The sequence below is a fragment of the Bacillus sp. ISL-7 genome, from assembly GCF_018613065.1.
Genome location: NZ_JAGGQW010000024.1, coordinates 1 through 20,712 on the forward strand (window position 1 = coordinate 1; position 20,712 = coordinate 20,712).

Annotated in this window: 17 protein-coding genes and 1 pseudogene; 13 read left to right on the plus strand and 5 right to left on the minus strand. The window is 37.6% G+C overall.

What is annotated here, in order from left to right:
* Window positions 1-142: 142 nt before the first annotated feature.
* Window positions 143-634 carry a DUF6584 family protein gene (locus J7E66_RS07100; protein ID WP_308162483.1) on the plus strand — a complete coding sequence of 164 codons (492 nt, stop codon included), beginning with the start codon at window positions 143-145 and terminating at the stop codon, window positions 632-634.
* 162 nt (window positions 635-796) lie between these two features.
* Here J7E66_RS07100 and J7E66_RS07105 read toward each other — a convergent pair.
* The 3 genes and pseudogenes from J7E66_RS07105 to J7E66_RS07115 form a co-directional block, all read right to left on the minus strand.
* Window positions 797-2,023: pseudogene (locus J7E66_RS07105) on the minus strand (IS110 family RNA-guided transposase).
* 428 nt (window positions 2,024-2,451) lie between these two features.
* Entirely contained in the window at window positions 2,452-3,267 is an 816-nt protein-coding gene (locus tag J7E66_RS07110; protein WP_251032810.1) for a DMT family transporter, read from the minus strand.
* Window positions 3,268-3,720: 453 nt separating this feature from the next.
* Window positions 3,721-5,097 carry an aminotransferase-like domain-containing protein gene (locus tag J7E66_RS07115; protein WP_214998683.1) on the minus strand — a complete coding sequence of 459 codons (1,377 nt, stop codon included), beginning with the start codon at window positions 5,095-5,097 and terminating at the stop codon, window positions 3,721-3,723.
* 160 nt (window positions 5,098-5,257) lie between these two features.
* On the opposite strand from J7E66_RS07115, the gene J7E66_RS07120 reads away from it, so the two are divergent.
* The 7 genes from J7E66_RS07120 to J7E66_RS07150 all read left to right on the plus strand — a co-directional run bounded on the left by J7E66_RS07120 (window position 5,258) and on the right by J7E66_RS07150 (window position 11,217).
* Window positions 5,258-6,163 carry a DMT family transporter gene (locus tag J7E66_RS07120; RefSeq protein ID WP_214998685.1) on the plus strand — a complete coding sequence of 302 codons (906 nt, stop codon included), beginning with the start codon at window positions 5,258-5,260 and terminating at the stop codon, window positions 6,161-6,163.
* Between the two features lie 519 nt (window positions 6,164-6,682).
* The gene (locus J7E66_RS07125) at window positions 6,683-7,657 is read left to right on the plus strand and encodes an NAD(P)H-dependent flavin oxidoreductase (RefSeq protein ID WP_214998687.1); all 975 of its coding nucleotides are present in this window, start codon (window positions 6,683-6,685) and stop codon (window positions 7,655-7,657) included.
* A gap of 450 nt (window positions 7,658-8,107) precedes the next feature.
* Complete coding sequence (gene spxA / locus J7E66_RS07130; RefSeq protein ID WP_214998689.1) at window positions 8,108-8,503, plus strand: transcriptional regulator SpxA; 396 nt, start codon at window positions 8,108-8,110, stop codon at window positions 8,501-8,503.
* Between the two features lie 114 nt (window positions 8,504-8,617).
* Entirely contained in the window at window positions 8,618-8,752 is a 135-nt protein-coding gene (locus J7E66_RS07135) for a BA3454 family stress response protein (RefSeq protein WP_214998690.1), read from the plus strand.
* Window positions 8,753-8,899: 147 nt separating this feature from the next.
* Entirely contained in the window at window positions 8,900-9,313 is a 414-nt protein-coding gene (locus J7E66_RS07140) for an RrF2 family transcriptional regulator (protein WP_214998692.1), read from the plus strand.
* 111 nt (window positions 9,314-9,424) lie between these two features.
* Window positions 9,425-9,760 carry an IDEAL domain-containing protein gene (locus tag J7E66_RS07145; protein ID WP_214998694.1) on the plus strand — a complete coding sequence of 112 codons (336 nt, stop codon included), beginning with the start codon at window positions 9,425-9,427 and terminating at the stop codon, window positions 9,758-9,760.
* A 416-nt stretch (window positions 9,761-10,176) separates the two neighbouring features.
* Window positions 10,177-11,217 carry an NAD(P)-dependent alcohol dehydrogenase gene (locus J7E66_RS07150; protein WP_214998696.1) on the plus strand — a complete coding sequence of 347 codons (1,041 nt, stop codon included), beginning with the start codon at window positions 10,177-10,179 and terminating at the stop codon, window positions 11,215-11,217.
* 228 nt (window positions 11,218-11,445) lie between these two features.
* Here J7E66_RS07150 and J7E66_RS07155 read toward each other — a convergent pair whose 3' ends face one another.
* Complete coding sequence (locus tag J7E66_RS07155; RefSeq protein ID WP_214998698.1) at window positions 11,446-12,294, minus strand: helix-turn-helix transcriptional regulator; 849 nt, start codon at window positions 12,292-12,294, stop codon at window positions 11,446-11,448.
* A gap of 122 nt (window positions 12,295-12,416) precedes the next feature.
* On the opposite strand from J7E66_RS07155, the gene fabF reads away from it, so the two are divergent.
* Window positions 12,417-13,655, plus strand: coding sequence for a beta-ketoacyl-ACP synthase II (fabF, locus tag J7E66_RS07160; RefSeq protein ID WP_214998700.1), 1,239 nt, complete (start codon window positions 12,417-12,419; stop codon window positions 13,653-13,655).
* Window positions 13,656-14,417: 762 nt separating this feature from the next.
* Here the strand turns inward: fabF and J7E66_RS07165 are convergent.
* The gene (locus tag J7E66_RS07165; protein ID WP_214998702.1) at window positions 14,418-15,260 is read right to left on the minus strand and encodes a MerR family transcriptional regulator; all 843 of its coding nucleotides are present in this window, start codon (window positions 15,258-15,260) and stop codon (window positions 14,418-14,420) included.
* A gap of 120 nt (window positions 15,261-15,380) precedes the next feature.
* Between J7E66_RS07165 and J7E66_RS07170 the strand changes: the two genes are divergently transcribed.
* The 4 genes from J7E66_RS07170 to speB all read left to right on the plus strand — a co-directional run bounded on the left by J7E66_RS07170 (window position 15,381) and on the right by speB (window position 20,624).
* On the plus strand, window positions 15,381-16,769 hold the full coding sequence (locus tag J7E66_RS07170) for an APC family permease (protein WP_214998703.1): 1,389 nt from the start codon (window positions 15,381-15,383) through the stop codon (window positions 16,767-16,769).
* 27 nt (window positions 16,770-16,796) lie between these two features.
* Window positions 16,797-18,269 (plus strand): aldehyde dehydrogenase family protein, encoded by a 1,473-nt coding sequence (locus tag J7E66_RS07175; RefSeq protein ID WP_214998705.1) that lies wholly within the window; start codon window positions 16,797-16,799, stop codon window positions 18,267-18,269.
* Between the two features lie 61 nt (window positions 18,270-18,330).
* Window positions 18,331-19,515 (plus strand): iron-containing alcohol dehydrogenase, encoded by a 1,185-nt coding sequence (locus tag J7E66_RS07180; RefSeq protein WP_214998707.1) that lies wholly within the window; start codon window positions 18,331-18,333, stop codon window positions 19,513-19,515.
* Window positions 19,516-19,625: 110 nt separating this feature from the next.
* Window positions 19,626-20,624, plus strand: coding sequence for an agmatinase (speB, locus tag J7E66_RS07185; RefSeq protein WP_214998709.1), 999 nt, complete (start codon window positions 19,626-19,628; stop codon window positions 20,622-20,624).
* The last annotated feature ends 88 nt before the right edge of the window (window positions 20,625-20,712 follow it).

Consider the following 20,712-nt stretch of genomic DNA (forward strand, 5'->3'; position numbering starts at 1 on the left):
TAGTTTAGTGTTGACATACCACGAGCTTATTCAACTAAAGGGTGCTAGAGCTCAAGAAGGATCGCTGACGCTTTTTCTTATATAGCTAAGTAAATAGGTTTAATTAATAAATGTCTTAAATAAATTAAGGAGGGGGACTACGATAAGTAAGATTCCTGTTAAAACTTTAAAGAAGATAGAAGAGGACATTATGAATGATGATTTAGGAAAAGCGAGAGATAGACTTCACGGATTAATTTCTACTTATCCTAATGAAATAGAGCTGCGTAGAAAATTGGGAGATATTTATTTTTCATTAAAATATCCAACAATGGCTGGTCGATATTGGTATCTAGAAGAAAAAATGACTCCTGAAATGGAAAAAGCGTGTACAATGTTCGAACAATCTGAGGGGAATAATTCATCTAGAATAGCAAGAGCAATAAAGTATAAAGGAAATCCTGACATAATAAAAAAATTGCATTTAGAGCAGGGATCCTCTCCTATTAAGGATAAAGTTAAAGAAAAATTAGTGGAAGTACCTACTAATACTTTAGGTGATAAATTAGTAACCATTGGATGTATCTTTATTTTAATATTAATTTTTTGCTTTACATCAATTGGGATTATCACTATCTTTAGATGGATATTTTAACAAAAGTTTCAATTCGCTTAGGAGTTGTTCTTAAGCTACCATGAAAATAAAATTCTGTAATTCAGTGAAAAAGGCAATACTAAAGAGGACGCAGCTCATTCGTTTTTTTAAAAAAGGGGAGAGCACCAATTTCATTGATCTATGGTAATTAAGTGAACTGGATTAAGAGGCTTTAGGTTCTTCAAGCGTAACGATGTATCCTAAACTTTCGAGTCGTCTTAAAGAATGCCGAACAATTGATTGTTGTCTCTGCTTATCAAAGTAGTCTTCACCTAAGTCTACATACATTTCTTTTCGTGTTAATAGATAATAAGAGATACGTAACATTGCATGAGCGACTACAATACTCGCACGTTTCTTACCCTTTCGGGATGCTGTACGCCTATACAGTGCACCGAGATAGTTTTTGGATCCTCTTACTGAATGAGCTGCTTCGGTTAACGCCGATCTTAAATACTTATTTTCCTTTTTTAGTTTTGGCTGATTTTCTTTTTCCAGCACTTTCATTTTGCCCAGGAACTAATCCTGCCCAAGAACACATATGAGCTGCAGTAGGGAATTGTTTTTTCACATCAATCCCAATTTCAGATAGGATTTGCTTAGCCATTCTGGTCGCTATACCAGGAATCGAATCCAATATTGATACATCTTCTTGATGAGAGCTGACTATGTCCCAACTTCCTTATCAAGCATCTCGATTTGCTCAGTCAGAAAATCAATATGACCTAAAATGGTTTTTAACATGAGGCGTTGATGTGAATTAATATAGCCTTTTTAGGGCAAGTTCCAGTTCTTCTTTCTTCTTTTTCATCGAGCGTCGTGCAAAGTTTGCTAGTTTTTCAGGGTCCTCTTCACCATCGGCAATGGCATCAAGCATATCTCGTGCTGAAACACCCAACACATCTGAAACAACCGACCCCAATTTAATGTTCGCGCCTTCTAACACTTTTTGGATTCGGTTATGTTGTCTGGCACGCTCTTCAATAATACTTCTACGATAGCGAACAAGTTCACGCAATTCACGTTGATTTCGGTCTGGGATATAACTAGCTTTAAGTAGTCCATGACGAAGAAGTTTAGCAATCCATTCTGCATCCTTCACATCTGTCTTGCGTCCTGGAACAGCCTTCCTATATGTTGGGTATTCACCACTAAAAACTCAATATCCTCAGCCTCTAGTAAATTCACAATAGGTTTCCAATAAACACTCGTGCTTTCCATGGCGACATGGGTACAATTATGTTGTTTAATCCAGTCAACCAACTGTAATAGAAATACAGTTTTAGTAGAAAACGTTTGAATCTCCTTTCCTTTTGGTGTCATAATACAGGCAGTAATATTGTCCTTATGGACATCCATACCGCATGCTCTTTCAATGACTACATCCATTGAAAACATCCTTTCTACGGCGTTCATTATGTTTAGAGGCTGGTGCAACAACCAGAATAGGATTAATCTACCATGTGTGCTTCCCGCAAGGGAGCTAAATCAGTATTGACGGTTCTAACCCATTTTCATTCTCTGTGGTGAAGCGCTGATTTTTGCGCTACATGGGTGCTTTTGTTGAAATTGGGATTGCGTCGTAGCAAGCCACCTTTTTTTATTTGTAGACACTGAGCAAATACATTTACAATTGTAAGCGTTTACAAATATAATGTGATTAGGTCGGATGACAATAGTAAAAATGATGATCGTTGCAGAAGTATTTTTGTTGTTAGACTATAGTGGCAGGTTAGTTCAACATCAGAGAACTTTTTTATCAGGAAAAATGAAGCAAAACCCCTTCAAATGAACTGAATTTGAAGGGGGTTTTAATACTATTTTTTCTCAATGATAACGAATAAAACACCTGTGAGAATTAGAAGAGAGCCTATCCAAAATGTTACACCAATGGTCTCTCCTAGAATAAGCCATCCTAGTAATGTTCCAACCACGGGTTGAAAGAAGAAAAATATTCCTCCACTTGAGGCGTTAAGCATTTGTAATCCACGATTCCAAAGTAGAAATCCACCTGCTGTTGAGACAATACCTAAATACAATATTCCTCCCCAAATGGTCGGGTGAGTCAGTTGAGAGATATTAATTTCATGTAAGCTTGGCATAACAAAAGGGGTCAACACGATTAGGGCTACCAAGGTTGAATAGGTCGTTACCACAATTTGTGAATAATCACTCGGCAAAAGCTTTACAAGTACAGACATAAGTGCCCATGTTAAAGCTGCAATAAGTAGTGCAATACCTCCAAGAGTACTGGACATATTCACATCACTAATTCCAACAATGAGAAGCACTCCAATTGTCGCTAAACAAACGGAGATTCCCTTTTTTATGGTCATCCTTTCTTTAAGGATTAAGCGAGCAAAAATAACCATAAATGCTGGTGTTGAAGAAGTTATAATGGCTCCCATTTGTGCTGTGGATAGCATAGTACCAGTTTCCTGAGCAACAATTGAAATGGCATTACCTATAATTCCAATGGCTATGATTATTAAGACATAACGTTTTTCAATTCGCCATTTTTGTCTTGTTATGAAGCCAATCAAGAGAAGTGCGACAATCGCCACTAAATAACGCATCCACACAAGTTCCAGTGGAGGTATGACCGATACTACAACTTTAACAACAACGTACATACCGCCCTAAATACTTGAAGCTGAAATTAAATATAAAGAACCTAATAAGGTGTTTTTCATTTTTTTGTACCCTCCGTCTTTTGTTTAGGTCGTGAATGCCCCTAACGGAGAGATGTAGTCACCTTCACTCCATTAAGAGCAGAAGAGAGCTACTGGTACATCGTTTTCAAATAATGGAGTCCAAAACATTTTGTTTCACCTCAATCCTACCACAATTATCTGTGTTTTATTATAGCAAAGAATACTAAGCCTGTGGCTATCAAGCTTTTAATAAATTACTATACGGTGAGTAGATTGTGAAATAGTGTTCTTAAAGTAAAGGGTGCTTTTGTTGAATAACGGGGTTCCGGAGGCAGTCCTTTAGTTAACAAAAACATCCTTTACACGAAAAAGCTTTTGAAAATTATTTGCTCTATTATCAAGGTTTATAAAGTTAATTTTTCAAGGCAACAACTAAAAGAGTAAAAAGTTATTTGGAGTAATACGATTTTTTCTAATGTTAATTAAAGCAATACAATGAGCCAATCGCTCTACCCCTAGTTTAATTTGACTCTCGTTCACTTGAGAGATACTTAATCGAAGGAGATTTTCCTTTTTATATTCTGGCAAAAACATTCTAGAGGCATCATCAACAAATATATGCTGCTCGTTTAGCATATGAACTACCTGTTTTGCTGTCACATTCTCTGGCAAACTGATGGATAGATAGAATCCTGAAGTCGGTTTTGAAAAATGAGTATTAGCCGGTAGCAATAATTCACAGGCTTCTTGAAGGATTTGCATTTTAGAATGGTATACCTCTTTTATTTTTTTGAGATGGTTATTAAACATACCACTTTTTAAATAGATTTCTAGTGCACCTTGAGAAAGTGCTGAACTATTAAAATCCGAACTAAATTTATATCGTAAAAAATTGTTAATCATTAATGTAGGAAGAACGACTGTAGCAATCCTTAGCCCTGGGAGGAAAATTTTCGAAAAGCTTTTAATATAAATCACTCTCCCGGAAGGATCAAAAGAAAATAAAGGATCTGATTTTGCATTTGGGTCAAGGTCCCCTAAAAAATCATCTTCCACTATATATATATCGTATTTTTTTGCTAACTCAACGATTTTTTTCTTTTCGCCATTCGAGTAACAATGTCCAAGTGGATTGTGAAATCTCGGGATAATATAGAAAAATTTTATATCATTATTTCGAAAAATGTATTCCAAACGATCAAGATCAATGCCTTCCATCGATAACTCAATTCCAAAAGTATTAGCTTGTTGCAGATTGATGGACTCAATGAATCCGAAATAGGTAGGCTGCTCAATTAGAATATTGTTTTTTCCATTTGGAAACGGCATTGAAACTAATAAATTAAGGGCTTGCTGTGAGCCAGAAACAACGACTACTCTTTCAGGTTGAGTGAACACCTGTAGATTCTGCAAATATTTCACTAACTGTACGCGTAATGAGTAAAGCCCTTGTTGATCAGAGTATGTAAAAAGCTCTTCTTTATATTGTTCAATTGCTTGATTCATACAGTGTTGAAATTCAATATAAGGCATAACGTTTTTATCTGGACCAGCCGACAAGAAATCAATCACGTCATTTTCATTCGTCGTATTTTGAAATTCATTCACAACAAAGTAGCCACTTTTAGGAACAGAATAAATTAAATGCTCTTTTTCTAGTCCTTCGTATGCTTTAATGACCGTATTTTTGCTACATGAAAAATGCTCAGATAGCTGACGAACAGAAGGGAGTTTACTCCCTGCAATAAGCGACCCATCTGCTAGCCGAAGCTTAATTTCTTCCATTATCTCAATATATTTTGAGCTCATACATTTATCCTCCTTCAACTGTACCGGTACAGATGGGTGAAAAAATGGTTTATTTTTATTGTGTGTACCTATTAATATTTTAATTATATCAGAACTGTTTTTTATGAAAAGCAGAAAATGGTACAGATATAATACGAAGTTAAAAGGTAGGTAGGATAAGATGCAGAGAGAAACCAGAGAGAAATTTGGATTATTGTTGGGATTAGTAGGTGTTATTTGTTTTAGCTTAACGCTCCCATCTACTAGAATTGCAGTAGAGTATTTTGGGACCACGGTTGTCGGGTTAGGAAGAACAGTTGTTGCCGCTATTTTAGTTGCTGTAGTATTAATTTTTCGAAAAGAAAAACTCCCTTCTCCTCGCCAATTCAAAAGTCTCCTTTTTGTTGCTGTTGGTGCAGTTTTAGGATTTCCTCTCCTCACTTCTTGGGCAATGGAATCTTTGCCTGTTTCTCATGGAGCTGTGGAATTAGCACTATTACCATTAGCCACAGCCGGATTTGCAATGTTTAGAGCTGGAGAAGTCCCTTCTCTCAAATTCTGGGTTTCAAGTATAATCGGCTCTTTAGCTGTTATTGTGTATGCCCTTCATCTAGGGTTCGGTCAATTACAATTTGCCGATTTAGCTTTACTAGCAGCCGTGATTATACTTGGTCTTAGTTATGCAGAAGGTGGGAGATTATCGAAAGAATTAGGTAGCTGGCAAGTGATTGCTTGGGCGATTATGATCGGTGCTCCATTTTTCATTATTCCAGTTTGGCTAAGCCTTACAACTGAAATGCTTCATGCTCCTTTACAAGCTTGGGTCAGTTTTATTTATCTTGCAGTTGTTAGTCAATTTCTAGCATATGTTGCTTGGTATAGCGGAATGGCTATGGGCGGAATAGCAAGAGTTAGTCAGATTCAATACTTACAACCAGTTTTGATGATCCTATTTGCAACAGTTTTCCTCCATGAATCCATCACATATTTCACTCTTGTAATAGCAGTGATTGTTGTCTTTTCTGTTATATTAGGCAAAAATGCTACCGTTTCAAAAAAAGATCACTATCAAAGAAAAACTAACTAAAATGTTCAGCATTGGGATAGCTAAGGGCCATAAATTGCACGGCTCAACCTCGCATACTAAACCGACCGAAATGGCTAATGCGATGAGGGAGCGGTTCTCAGAACGTGTTCTTGTTCCATTGACCGTAACGTTAATTGGTCTGGCTATGGCGTTTTTCATCCGTCGCGTTATGGTCAACCATTCGGCGATAAATTCGATGCATTGATGTTCCAAATTATATTCAACAGCTCTGATTTAGGACGTTGAACTCCCTTCTTTTGGGAAGGGAGTTCGTTAACCGTATGCGGTGAAAGCCGCACATACGGTGTGGACAGGGGGAAAAGGGAGTGATAACTTCAAACCCTTACCTATCTGTATGAAGATGGAGCTGCGGCAGCGGCTCCTTTTCCTATTGTTCTAAAGGGGCAGAATACCCCAACAAGAGCTTCCCTTTTTTAGGAACATTACAGGATTAATTATCTTTTATGTCGAATTTCTAATCTCATAACATGGAACATCTGAAAAGGAGTGGGAGTATTTATGAAAACACGAGTAACAGAAATTTTTGGAATTAAATATCCAATTGTACAGGGAGGACTTGCTTACCTTGCTTATGCTGAACTGGCAGCTGCGGTCTCGAATGCAGGAGGACTTGGACAAATTACTGCGGCAACGCTAGGTACACCTGAAAGACTTCGGGAGGAAATCCGTAAAGTGCGTACACTTACCAACAAGCCCTTTGGTGTAAATTTTGCTATTGCAAGACACGACGGTAAATATCAGGACTTGCTGGAAATTGCCATTGAGGAAAAGGTACCAGCAATTTCTATAACTGGAGCTAACCCGCAACCTGTTTTTGAACGAATTAAAGGAGAAAACATTCGAACACTGGTACTTGTATCCGGGGTTAGACAAGCACAAAAAGCCGAAGAACTAGGAGCTGACGCTTTAATGGCGGTTGGACAAGAAGGCGGAGGACATTTAGGACGTGACGAAATTGGTACAATGGTACTTATTCCTCGTGTCACAGATGCTGTATCTATACCAGTATTAGCAAGTGGTGGAATTGGCGATGGACGAGGTTTATTGGCAGCTTTTGCACTTGGGGCAGAAGGAATTGAAATGGGGACTCGCTTTATCGCCACTCAAGAGTGCGTACATGCAAACAAGAAATATAAACAGGCAATTGTTAATGCAAACGAAACGGATACAGTGATTATAAAGAAAACATTGGGTTCACCAGGACGAGTCCTGAAAAGTGAAGTTACTCTCGATATTATTGAACGTGAAAAGAAAGGAGCAACCTATGAAGACCTGAAAGATATAATCAGCGGAAAAGCTAATTGCAGCTATATCTATGATGGAAATGAAGCAGGTTTCGGATGGGTTGGACAAGTAATCGGACTTATCAACAATATTCCTACAGTACATGAGTTATTTGATGAGATGATTCTAACAGCAGAAAAAGGATTGAGCCGTATAGGTAATATTATGGGAGAGCGAACCCATAGATAATTTATTACTATATTTATTGACGTTTTATCTGAATCCTGAATGGTTGCTTCGGTAACCATTTTTATTATGAAAGCAAAGATTGTGAAGAAATGTATTTAAACTATAGGGGGCGTTTCTGCCAAAAGGAAGGAACGTTTTCTTACTAACAAAGCGGGTTAGTTCAACAAAAAGAAGGAATAGATACCTTTAAAGAAGTAGTGTTTATCAAGAAATAAATGACGGAGGGGATTTTTATGAAGATAGAAAAAATATATGGTGATTTACCAATAATACCAAATTGAAGATAAATACCGCCGATCAGGTGGTATTTTTATAGATATTATATTTAATCCAAAACTTTACAATTGACAAAATTAACTGTAATGATTAAACTTACAGTATAGTAACTGTAAAATTTTTTATTACATTTAAATATGTTTGCCAAAATATACGTAAGGAGTGTGTAAAAGTATGGTGACTCTTTTTACAACACCCAGCTGTGCTTCTTGCCGAAAAGCAAAAGCTTGGCTTGAGGAACATCAAATTGATTATATGGAAAGAAACATAATATCTAATCCCCTTACTGTCGATGAGATTAAATCGATTCTTCGCTTGACAGAAGAGGGGACTAGCGAAATTATTTCAACGAATTCAAAGGTGTTCAAAGAATTAAACGTAAATATTGAATCTCTTCCGCTTAATGAATTGTACAAATTAATAATCGAGCATCCCACAATGGTGCGCCGGCCAATTATCCTGGACGAAAAAAGATTACAAGTGGGATATAACGAGGATGAAATTCGTAGTTTTCTGCCCCGTAGAATTCGCTCATATTTGTACAACGAATTGCAAAAAGCGGCTAATTAATATGAAACAATAAGGAAAAAATTCTAAGTCTTAACAGTTTAAACTAACCCTGGAACTGAAAAGAAGGACGATCATCTTTAATGTGTAAATATGTTTTTAAAGGAGGTAAAAAAAATGATTGAAGTATTCGTGACAGTAAATTATAAAGATCGAAATTACCATACCAATGTGATAGTGAAAAAAGATATGGCATGGAAAAAAATTAAACAAATAGCAGAAGAACAAGTCAAAAAGCAGTGGGATATTTAAATAAAACCAGCCTACCACGGACATTGAAAGCTAAATGGTTGACTAGCTAATCTGTAATGTTTAGTATTACAGTTGTTAATTTTAAAAAAAGATGCAGACAATACATGTAATAGTAAAAAGAAGTTATTGTCCTTAGGAGGCAAGCTCATGAATAGTGATTTTACCCTTGCCATTCATAGTTTATCTTTTCTTGCGCTTCAGCCGGACCGCATGTCAACTAGCGATGCCATTTCAGAAAGTGCTGGCGTCCATCCGGTACGCATTCGAAAAGTGCTAAGTTTGTTAAAAAAACATGGATTTATTAAATCAAAAGAGGGAACTGGCGGCGGATTTATTTTTGAGCTAGATCTTAGTGAAGTAAATCTTTGGGATATATATAAGATAACCTCAGAAGGTGCTCTCCAGCCCAAGTGTCCTGAATCAAATGAAAAGTGTATTGTAGGGGCGAATATGCAAAGAGTACTCTGTAGCATTTTCTTCGGTGCTGAAGAACATCTGGGAGAATATTTAAAGGATTATACAATCAAAGAGGTTGTTGATCTTGTTAATAAGCGTCAGTGACCGGTATGTGGCCGTATACTTCTTTAGCTAAAATGTAATAAAAAAATTACAGATTAATTATAACTGGCATATTCTAAGATGAAACCAAAAAATTAAGAAGGTGAAAAAAGTATGTTCTCCAATAATAATACCATTTTAAAAACAGGTGATTGGATTAAGGCAGAATCACGGGATGGCGAATTAATCATTGGTTATATTGAATCACTGTCTAGTATAGAAGGAGTAGTAAAGGTAACCGTTGTTACAAGTGACAATAATCAAACGATTGGCAAAACCATACCTATTTTAAGTAAACAGGTTAAAAAGATGCCTGTTTCTAATGTTACCAACAAGGCACAAATTGAATTTCTACTAGACCTGGCCTTATCAACAGGGGATAAGGAATGGTTTTTGGCGCTTTCTTCGGAGTTAAACGTGATGAAGCAGCTTGTTAATGGAGTACATTAAAACTTACAGATGGAATTCCGATGCTCGTGACAAGTTAAAGATGCTAGGAATATCAAATGTTTAATGGTAAAGGTTAGTCCAAATAGTGGAACAAATAGGTGCATTATTCCAGGAATGGTTTAATGCACTTTTTAATTTTTTATAGGACTCCCTATTTTATCTTTTTTATGAATACCTTCCGTTCCTGCATCCAATGCAGTCATATAATAGTTGCATTTATTATTTTTGAGTTCCATTTTATGGTTTGTGTTGTATTCTGCATATAAACTTTTTGCTTGACCTAGAGTTAACTCTAGGGATTATTCTAGTTTTTGCAAGAGAAAAAGGGAGAAATGAATATCAAAGGGAAGTTAAGTATCTTACCCGGTACAAGTCAATTCTCTTGAAAAATCAAATGATATTGGAGGTTTAAACAAATGATAACAGCTAAAGCGCGAGCAGTCGACGGTCCAGACAAACCGTTTCGAGTTGCTGAAATTAAAAGACGTGACCTTGATTTACATGATGTTCTAATTGAAATTAAATATGCAGGCGTATGTCATTCTGACATCCATACTGCTCACGGCGAATGGGGTCCCGTGAACTATCCTCTTGTACCTGGACATGAGATTGCGGGAATTGTCACAGATGTTGGAGCCGAGGTAACGAAGTATAAAGTCGGTGACCGAGTTGGGGTCGGTTGTATGGTTGACTCATGTGGTGAATGTGAGAACTGCCGTAAAGGGGAAGAACAATACTGTCTAAAAGGAAATGTCCCTACTTATGCTGGTGTTGACAAATACGGTGAGCCAACTCAAGGCGGCTATTCTACCCATATTGTTGTAACTGAGGACTTTGTAGTTAGAATTCCAGATAATATTGGGCTTGATGTCGCAGCACCATTACTTTGTGCAGGAATTACGACATATTCTCCATTAAACCATTGGGGAGCTGGACCAGGTAAGAAAGTAGCTGTGGTTGGTATGGGCGGTCTTGGTCATATGGCTGTCAAAATTGCACATGCCATGGGTGCCGAAGTCACCGTTCTATCACAAACATTAAACAAAAAGGACGATGGATTGCAATTCGGTGCAGACAACTACTATGCTACAAACGACCCTGAAACATTCGAGAAACTTGCCGGAACCTTTGATTTAATTATTAACACGGTAAGTGCAAAAATCGACATTAATGCTTATTTCTCACTATTAACTCTGGATGGTACACTGGTCAACGTCGGTGCGCCAGCGGAGCCGTTGTCAGTTAACGTATTCTCACTGATCGGTCATCGTCGTTCATTTGCAGGTTCAATGATTGGAGGCATCCGCGAGACTCAGGAAATGTTAAATTTCTGTGCAGAACATAATATTGTTCCTAAAATTGAAGTAATCTCGGCTGACCAAATTGACGAAGCCTACCAACGCGTATTAGCTTCAGATGTGAAGTATCGATTTGTGATTGATATCAGCACAATGTAAGTTGTGTAAGCGATAAATATGAAGATATGATCAAGGATGTCCCGAAATCCAGCTTTTGGGACATCCTTTTTATTTGCTTTCCTTAAATATTTTCCTTTACTTTTGAAAATTTCGCCTGAATTTCTTTTAAAAACAGATCAGCAGCAGCGGAAAAAACCTGATGCCAAATAGCACAAAAAAAGGTGGAGGTTTTAGTCCCCCTAATTAGGACTACTTTCAGCTCTAAACTTAACTTTTTTCACCTTTTTTCATCATCTTCTTTAATTTTTCTTCAGTAGAGGAACCCTCGACAGGAGTATAAATGCTACACCAAAAATCAGTATTACCATGAACTTGTAAAGAAGTTAAATTAAAAATCATTTTACCTGCCTTGGAATGTCTAAATTCAATTAATACTTCGGGAGCCATATTTACCTGATTTTCTTGCCATAAGGACTGAAACTCTGGATTAAGATTAGTCATTTCTTCGAGAAATTGAGTGTACCATTCATCCCCCATATGTTGTCCATAATAAACCCGAAAGATGGAAAGAAAGCCTTTCACAAAATGCTCCCAATTGACAGCTAAAGACCTCAATTCTTTCCTAGTAAACACTAAGCGAATTAAGTTTCTCTGTTCAATGGGAATTTGTTCAAAATCCAAAAAAACATAGGCTGCAGCAGGATTCCAACCAACGATTTGGAAATGTCGGTCTGTGATCAGAGTAGGGCAATATTTTAATTCTGTTAAAATTTTTTCTAAAGAAGGGGAAATTTTTGTTTGTAAAACTTCTTGTTTATACACATTTGTGTTTACTTCTAAAGCTAAATCGTATAGATACTTTCGTTCATCGTTATTTAATTGTAGAGCAGATGCTATAGAATCTAGTACAGAAGACGAGACCTTAATATCCCGCCCTTGTTCAAGCCATGTGTACCAGGTAGTGCTAACTCCCGCTAACTGGGCGACTTCCTCCCTCCTTAGACCTGGGGTTCTCCGCCTAGTTCCCGTTGGTATTCCTACTGTATGAGGTTGTATATTTGCACGTTTTGACTTTAAAAATTCGGATAGGGCTTCTAATCTAGTTTTGCTATTCATGTTCACATTACTCCTATCTTAAAACGATTATCATATTACTAATTATACTATGATAAACAACAACTTGTAATAGGATAAATACAGTGTGAAAATATAGATAATCTTTACGAGGGGGAATAGAAATGGAACGAGTTGTGATTACAGGAATGGGTGTCGTGTCACCCTTGGGAAACAATGTTGAAAAATTTTGGAGGAATTTAGCCGAAGGCAGATCTGGAATTTCTTACATTAATACATTTGATATTAGTAAACATAAAACCAAAATTGCTGGACTAGTTAGGGATTTTAGAGCTGAAGATATACTTGGTCAGAAGGAAGCTAGGCGTATGGATAGATTTTGTCAATTCTCTCTAGTTGCAGCTGAACAAGCATGGAACGATTCCAAACTGAACATTACGGAAATCGATTTAGAGCGTCTTAGTGTATATGTTGGTTCAGGAATAGGTGGAATTGAGACTTTGACTAAAAATATTGATATTCTTCGAGAAAGAGGACCGCAAAGGGTAAGCCCCACGTTGGTTCCATCGATGATTGCAAATGCGGCTTCGGCACAAATAAGTATTAAATATGGTGCATTGGGACCTTCCATGGCACCTGTTTCCGCTTGTGCAATTGGAAATACATCTATCGGTGAGGCGTTCAGAATTATTCGGTATGGTATCACTGATATAGCATTTGCTGGAGGGGCTGAAGCAGCCGTAACAGAATTGTCATTAGCCAGTTTTGAAAATGCAACTGCTTTATCTTCAAGGAATGATGACCCAAGTGCGGCGAGTCGTCCTTTTGATTCAAATAGAAATGGATTTGTAATGTCTGAAGGTGCAGGAATCTTAATACTTGAATCATTAACACATGCTTTACGAAGAAATGCACGAATTTATGCTGAAGTAATTGGATACGGTGCTAGTTCTGATGCATATCATATGGTTTCCACTCATCCAGAAGGTAGGGGAGCTTATCTTGCAATGAAAATGGCTTTAAAGGATGCGTCCATTTCTATTGATGATGTTGATATGATTAGTGCTCATGCAACAAGTACAAAGATAGGTGACATTTCTGAAACAATAGCTATAAAAAAATTGTTTGGCGAACAGGCATACAGAATACCTGTTACTGCAAATAAGTCGATGACAGGTCATTTATTAGGAGCAGCTGGTGGAGTTGAAGCTATTGCATTAGCAAAAAGCCTGCAGGAGGGCATTATTCCTCCCACTATCAACTTAGAAAAACCCGATCCTTTATGTGATTTAGATTTTGTACCGAACGTAGCCCGACAAACAAATCTCAAAATAGGTCTCTCCAATTCATTTGGGTTTGGCGGGCATAATGCAGTCATTGCTTTGAAAAAATATGAAATGTAAAAATAATTTTAAAAATTTGTTAGAAAATCAACAATACTCTTTAAAAGAAAAATAGCATTATGCGGATTTTAAATTCTTTAGTTATAAAAGACAAATGAAACCTGTGGTTAAAGGACGGTTAAAAGGGCGATTCTTCAACATGAAGGTCGCCTTTTTGCCAATTATTATTCTAGTAAAACAAAACGGACGCACCTATTTTATAACAAAACATCTGTTCTGTTTAGAGGGTAAATAGATTTTAAGTAGACTTTATGAATTTAAATAAGCAGTTGACTTATGTTGTTTACCTTTTAAAATGGTCAATTTGTAAGAATTAATTAAAGGAAACTTTACTGCTTTTTAATATAAACTTAAAAAATAAAGACTAGAATTATCTTAAGTAACCGGATGAATTCCCGCAAAAAATTTAGGAAAGGCAAATGATATTATTCATAAAGGAAGGATGATATTTATGTTTATTTCCTATAGAAACTATCAAAGCGGAATTAATAATTTGGTGGTAATAGAAAGCAATGGAGTAGTTACTACCAGTTTAAAAGAAGGAAACCGCAATAAGAACCCATAAAAGAAAATTAAAACGATTAAAGGCTAAAAAAAATGACAAGACGAGTATAATTTGAATAAATTAAATTCATGAGTGCAATATTTAAAGAAGTAAGCTACCATTCCTGGTGGCTTTTCTTTTTTCGACTAAAGAAGCAGTTTAACAGAGTATTCTTTCCAGATTTTAGCTAACGGGACGAGGTTCCTGTCCCCCCGACCCTATATTTGAACTGGAACTTGAATTTCGAATGTAATCTCATTTGGTTTATCTGTGATTGTAATATCGACGTGCATAATTTGCAGCGCATCGCCGGTTATGTGATATCCGGTTTCATCAAGATATTCCAATATCTTACTCAAACTTTCGCTTCGATTCCATAATAATTCCCCGTTATAACGAATACACGCAAATACCCCAGCAGGAACCGTCATTTGACACTGTTTAGGTATTTTTTCTTTATTTTTTGCCACTACAAAAATAATGGATGGTTCTTCAAATCGTTTCGCTCTAAGATCCGCTTCCTGGATGATAATGCCTAGTCTATTACTAGCCAGAATTGGTGTCTTCTCGGTGAGCATATTCTCTAACCTTATAACAGCATAACTGAGTTCCAAATTATTATTTATTTTTTCATTTAAGGTAATTAACTTCCTTCTTCCTATTTCGCGGAAAAACACCGATTGAAGTTCCTTTTCTTTCGCTACATGCTCCAAGTATCCAATTTTCCCCCGAATATTTTCCTCCAAGTCATGTAACTCGTCCAGTTTTGACACAAGTTCCGTATGCTTGGTTTTCAGAATATCCAAGGACTTATTAAAATTACGTTCATTAAAATAATCCTTTATTTCGTCCGTACTCATCCCAAGTTGCCGCAACTCTTTAATGGTCCCTAAAACTTCATATTGAAAAATAGAATAGTAGCGATACCCCGAATCAGGATCGACATATTGCGGTTTGAATAGGTCAATCCTATCATAGTGGCGTAAGGTCTCCGTCGTTACCCCTCGTAACTTCGCCATTTCGCCAATGGTTAATTTTTCCTTTATTTTCAGTGAAATCACCCCCCCTATAAAATATAATACACCTATTGACCTTTGTGTAACAACAATGTTTATAATAAAAATACGAAATCTTTTAAATCATCTAAGAATTAAATTTATTAACGCGGAGGGAGTTGAGTTATGAAACAGAAAGCGCTTGCAAGAACACTTACTTTGTCACAGGTTGTTTTTTTAGGGATTGCATGGAATAACCCCATGGTGTTTTTTAATACCTATGGAATTGCTGCCGTTACCTCAAGAGGTGTTATTACGACAGCATACCTTATTGCTTTTCTAGCAATACTTTTTACAGCTCTCAGCTATGGCAAGATGGCGAAAGCCTACCCGATCTCAGGTTCAGCTTATTCCTTTACGCAAAAATCTATTAATTCTGAGGTTGGGTTCATTATCGGTTGGACGATTATGCTGGATTATTTGTTAACGCCTATGGTTACCTGCTTGATGTCCACTGTCTTTTTAAGTGCTGTATTTCCTGGAATCCCGCATTATGTGTTGGTAATTGTGTTGACTGCAAGCATAGTGTCTCCGAGCATACTAGGTGTGGAGATATCAGCAATAACTAGTAAAATTTTTGTTATTGCTCAAGTCATTTTTGTTTGCCTTTTCTGGATATTAACCTTCAAAAGTTTATCAGAAGGAGTAGGGACGGGTAGTCTTTTCTCAATTAAGCCCTTGTTTGATGCAGATGTTTCCTTGTCCGTTATCTTGGCAGGTGCTACCATTCTTTGTTTTAGTTTTCTTGGTTTTGACTCACTCACCACTTTATCAGAGGAAACAATCAATCCCGAAAAAACGATTCCAAGAGCCATTATTATCATGCTATTGTTTATCGGAGTTTTGTATATTGGCTCTTCTTACCTAGCACAATTGGTGAGTCCGGGTATTTCATTCAAACATGCTGATTCTGCAGCCCTTGAAATTGCAGTACTTGTCGGAGGAAATTTATTTAAGTCCATTTTTATTACAGCAGTGATTATTGGTAATTTCTCTTCAGGAATCGCTTCAATTACAAGCGCATCGCGAGTGTTATATGCGATGGGACGAGATTCCGTATTACCCAAAAATATATTTGGATACATTCATCCTAAATTTAAAACACCGTCACATGGCATCATTGTGATTGGCGTAGTTTCTTTACTCGCAATTCTATTAACCCTAGAACAAGTTATTAAGTTTATCAATTTTGGAGCGTTAATTGCCTTTACATCTGTAAATCTGTCTGTAATCGCCCATTATTTTATCAGAAATCATAAGCGTTCTTTTATGGATTGCATTCGGTACCTATTATTACCACTCATTGGTGCAGCGTTTACGATATGGTTATGGTCGCATTTAAAAATGGATGCGTTGATTCTAGGGGGAATCTGGATGGCATGCGGCTTGATTTATCTTGTCTATATGACGAAATGGTTCCGCAAACCACTTCCTGAGTTTCATTTTGATAAAGAAATGATTCCACAGGATGTCCAAGACATTGATCGAGAGGTTATCCCTCAACAGGTAAGGTAAAAAATAATATATTGGAGGTTTGTAAAAATGCTGAAGTTGAAAATGTTTATTAATGGTGAATGGATGGATTCATTAAGCGGAGAAAAGAGTCATGTTGTGAATCCTGCAAACGGTAAAATTATGGCTGAGGCTCCGCATGGAAGTAGAGAAGAAGCCCAAATGGCGATTAATACTGCACGAACAGTTTTTGACTCCGGAATTTGGTCAGACTTACCGGCATCTGAACGTGCATCCTACTTATTTAAAATAGCGGATAAGATTGAAGAAAAGGCAGACGAGCTTAGCAAACTTGAAACAAAGAATACGGGAAAACCCCTTAAAGAATCAGAGTTTGATATTGCTGATACTGTGAATTGCTTTCGATACTATGCTGGGTTAGTGACAAAGCCAAATGGTCAAACGTATTCTGTTGCCGATCCTGTGCAAGCCATGGTTATTCGGGAACCTGTCGGTGTATGCGGACTTATCGCTCCATGGAATTTTCCATTGTTGACGGGAGCTTGGAAAATAGCCCCTGCGCTTGCTGCGGGAAATACGCTTGTATTTAAACCAGCTGAAATCACTCCAGTCACCACTTACAAATTATTTGAGATCATGGAAGAAGTGGGGGTACCAGCTGGTGTTGCAAACCTAGTTTTGGGAGGTGGTTCAACAGTAGGAAATGAATTAGCGGAAAACCAAAAGGTGGATCTGATTTCTTTTACAGGTAGTACAGCAACGGGTAGAAGCATCATGAATTCAGCAACAGGAAATATTAAAAACATTTCACTCGAACTAGGTGGCAAGTCGCCAAATATTGTTTTCGCTGACGCAGATTTTGAGACAGCAATCGATTATGCTTTAAATGGGATTTTTACCAATGCTGGTCAAGTATGTAATGCGGGATCCCGTTTACTATTAGAAGAGAGCATTCATGATAAGTTCATTGCTAGATTGGTAGAAAGAGCGAAAAAGATTCAGGTTGGCCCTGGGGATGATTCGTCTACCGAGATGGGTCCGCTTGTAAGTGAAGACCATATGAAGAATATCCTTGAATATATTCAAATTGGCTTAGACGAAGGGGCTATATTAGCTTGCGGTGGCAACCGTATCACAAGCAACGGGCTTGAAAATGGTTATTTCTTTGAGCCAACAATATTTGTTGACACCAATCCTGACATGAGAATTGTTCAGGAAGAGATTTTTGGACCAGTTCTTGTCGTTCAAAAGTTTAAAGATGAGGCGGAAGCAATCCAGCTGGCAAATGATACTTCATACGGGCTTGCAGCAGGTGTTTTTTCACAAGATGGCGCCAAAGCTTTGAGGGTTATTAAAAAAGTAAGAGCCGGGATTACCTATGTTAATGCTTATGGCCTTGCCTATAATGAAGCACCGTGGGGAGGTTACAAGCAGAGCGGAATTGGCCGCGGGTTAGGAACCTTTGGTTTGGATACGTTTACTGAGGTAAAACAAATCAATATTAATTTAGATGTTAAGCCAACTGAATGGTTTAGCAATTAATTAAATATAGAAAATATCAACATTAAATTCAAAATATTTAAAAAAATAGGAGGAATTCATTATGTTATGGGACTTTCATTTTAATCTGCCTACATCTATAGAGTTTGGGAATGGAAAAGTAAAGAATATTGGGAAAAGGGCTAAGGAATTAGGCGGAAATAAAGCCCTAATTATTACCGATAAAGGACTTGCACAAACTGGAATTTTGGAAAAAATCACACAGTCATTAGATCAGGAAGGTGTCAATCATATTGTTTATGATGAAATATCACCTAATCCAAAAGATGTAGATTGTGAGAGTGCTTACCAACAGTTTAAAAACGAGAACATCGATCTTTTAATTGGTCTCGGCGGTGGAAGTTCAATGGATACAGCCAAAGCAATTGGGACACTTTTTACACATGGAGGAGAGCTAAGAGAACGTTACGGCGTAAATTTACTAGAACGAGAAATCCCTCCACTAATTTGTATTCCGACAACTTCAGGTACCGGTAGTGAAGTTACAAGAGGTTCTGTCATTACCGATACCGTGACGAAACAGAAGGAGGCGATACTAGATTTGAAAATCGCTCCTAAACTGGCACTTGTCGATCCTGAATTGACTTTAACATTGCCTAAATCGATTACAGCTGCTACAGGAATGGATGCACTTACACATGCAATTGAAGCTTATACCTGCAAAGTTGCTCAACCACTTTCAGATACTTTGGGACTATATGCCATTGAATTAATAGCTAAAAACCTTCCATTAGCAGTAGAAAATGGGCATGATTTAGAGGCTAGGAAAAATATGCTATTGGGCAGTTTAGTTGCAGGTATCGCCTTTGATAACACTGATCTTGGGGCAGTACATGCGATGGCCGAACCACTTGGGGGACTCTATGATACTCCACATGGAGTGGCGAATTCTATTTTTCTTCCACATGTATTTGAATTTAATATTCCTTCAAATCCAGAAAAGCACGCCATGGTAGCAATCAAGCTTGGGGCAAATCCTGAAGGAAAAACAGTTGAAGAAACGGCGAACGAAGGTGTTGTGTTGTTAAAAGAGCTGGCAAATAAAATCGGCATTCCTATCTTCCGAGATTTAGGCAATGTAAATCCAAAAGACTTCCCTTTCCTAGCCGAAGGAGCCTTTAAACATTTGTGTACACAGGCGAATTCAAGAGATTTGACAAAAGAAGACTATCTGAACTTATTTCAAAAGACTTATGAGGTGAAAACCACAACTTTAATTGAAAATTAATTGTGTATATAGAAGCAAAATTTATAATCCTTGGTTAAGAACTGGCCCACCGGCAGATAACCTTGCCTTAGGAAAAAGCGAGAATTAAAATCTAGAAGGGGGCAGCATGAATGTCTGATCGTGATGAAAAACAGTTTTTAAATTTACCTTTTACAGGCATTTGCACTTTTGGAAAATACCCAATGTGTGCGAACCTGAACCAGCTTGACGCAGATGTGGCGGTCATCGGGGTGCCAAATGACATGGGTACACAATGGAAATCAGGAGCAAGAATGGGCCCTAGAGGAATCCGCGAAGGTTCTACATTATATAGTTTCGGTCTGGATGGTGCTTATGATATTGAAAACGATATTATGTATCTAGGGCCTGAATGGAAAGTCGTTGACTGCGGTGATGTAGACATGGTACACGGGGATATTATGCAGTGCCATGAGAATACTGAAGAAGCAATCCGAAAAATTATTTCAAAAGGTGCTATGCCGGTTGTATTAGGCGGCGATCATTCCATCACAGCAGCAGTTGGAAAAGGACTTAAAGACATAGGTCCGTTTCATGTGATTCAAATTGATGCCCATTTAGACTGGGCGGATCATCGCTCAGGAATGCGGTATGCTCACGGAAATTGCATTCGCCGCCTATCTGAGCTGGATCATGTTCAGAAAATATTTCAGTTTGGCATTCGCGGGATCAGCAGCAGCAAAAAAGAAGACGTCGAAGCAGCAAGAACATATGGCAGCGTGATACTATCACCGCGTCAGATGAGAAAGATAGGACTTAAGGAAGTGCTGGAGCTAATTCCTGCCGGCGAAAAATATTATGTAACGATTGATATTGACGGAATCGATCCGTCAATTGCGCCTGGAACAGGTACACCTTCTCCAGGCGGCCTCCTCTACGATGAGGTTAATGAATTGCTTGAAGGGATTTCCAAAAGAGGAGAAGTAATCGGGTTTGATTTAGTAGAAGTTGCCCCTCCATATGATCCAACGGGCATGACCGGACAAGTAGCAGCCCGTATTGTACTAGACTTACTCAGCTATGTATTAAAAGAAAAAGAGAAAAAAGTGAATAAAAAAGACGGAAAAGAAAAAGAAGAAATGCTTTTTTAACTGGGATTGCTTCCTACTGGGACGAATGGATGTTAATAAAAAGAGAGGAATGCAACGCGCTCCTCTCAGATTGTCGAGAAAGGGTATT

Coding starts and splice junctions, on each gene's coding strand:
- J7E66_RS07110 (WP_251032810.1), bottom strand. CDS start 3,267: ATGTACGTTGTTGTTAAAGTTGTAGTATCGGTCATACCTCCACTGGAA.
- J7E66_RS07115 (WP_214998683.1), bottom strand. CDS start 5,097: ATGAGCTCAAAATATATTGAGATAATGGAAGAAATTAAGCTTCGGCTA.
- J7E66_RS07120 (WP_214998685.1), top strand. CDS start 5,258: ATGCAGAGAGAAACCAGAGAGAAATTTGGATTATTGTTGGGATTAGTA.
- J7E66_RS07125 (WP_214998687.1), top strand. CDS start 6,683: ATGAAAACACGAGTAACAGAAATTTTTGGAATTAAATATCCAATTGTA.
- spxA (WP_214998689.1), top strand. CDS start 8,108: ATGGTGACTCTTTTTACAACACCCAGCTGTGCTTCTTGCCGAAAAGCA.
- J7E66_RS07135 (WP_214998690.1), top strand. CDS start 8,618: ATGATTGAAGTATTCGTGACAGTAAATTATAAAGATCGAAATTACCAT.
- J7E66_RS07140 (WP_214998692.1), top strand. CDS start 8,900: ATGAATAGTGATTTTACCCTTGCCATTCATAGTTTATCTTTTCTTGCG.
- J7E66_RS07145 (WP_214998694.1), top strand. CDS start 9,425: ATGTTCTCCAATAATAATACCATTTTAAAAACAGGTGATTGGATTAAG.
- J7E66_RS07150 (WP_214998696.1), top strand. CDS start 10,177: ATGATAACAGCTAAAGCGCGAGCAGTCGACGGTCCAGACAAACCGTTT.
- J7E66_RS07155 (WP_214998698.1), bottom strand. CDS start 12,294: ATGAATAGCAAAACTAGATTAGAAGCCCTATCCGAATTTTTAAAGTCA.
- fabF (WP_214998700.1), top strand. CDS start 12,417: ATGGAACGAGTTGTGATTACAGGAATGGGTGTCGTGTCACCCTTGGGA.
- J7E66_RS07170 (WP_214998703.1), top strand. CDS start 15,381: ATGAAACAGAAAGCGCTTGCAAGAACACTTACTTTGTCACAGGTTGTT.
- J7E66_RS07175 (WP_214998705.1), top strand. CDS start 16,797: ATGCTGAAGTTGAAAATGTTTATTAATGGTGAATGGATGGATTCATTA.
- J7E66_RS07180 (WP_214998707.1), top strand. CDS start 18,331: ATGTTATGGGACTTTCATTTTAATCTGCCTACATCTATAGAGTTTGGG.
- speB (WP_214998709.1), top strand. CDS start 19,626: ATGTCTGATCGTGATGAAAAACAGTTTTTAAATTTACCTTTTACAGGC.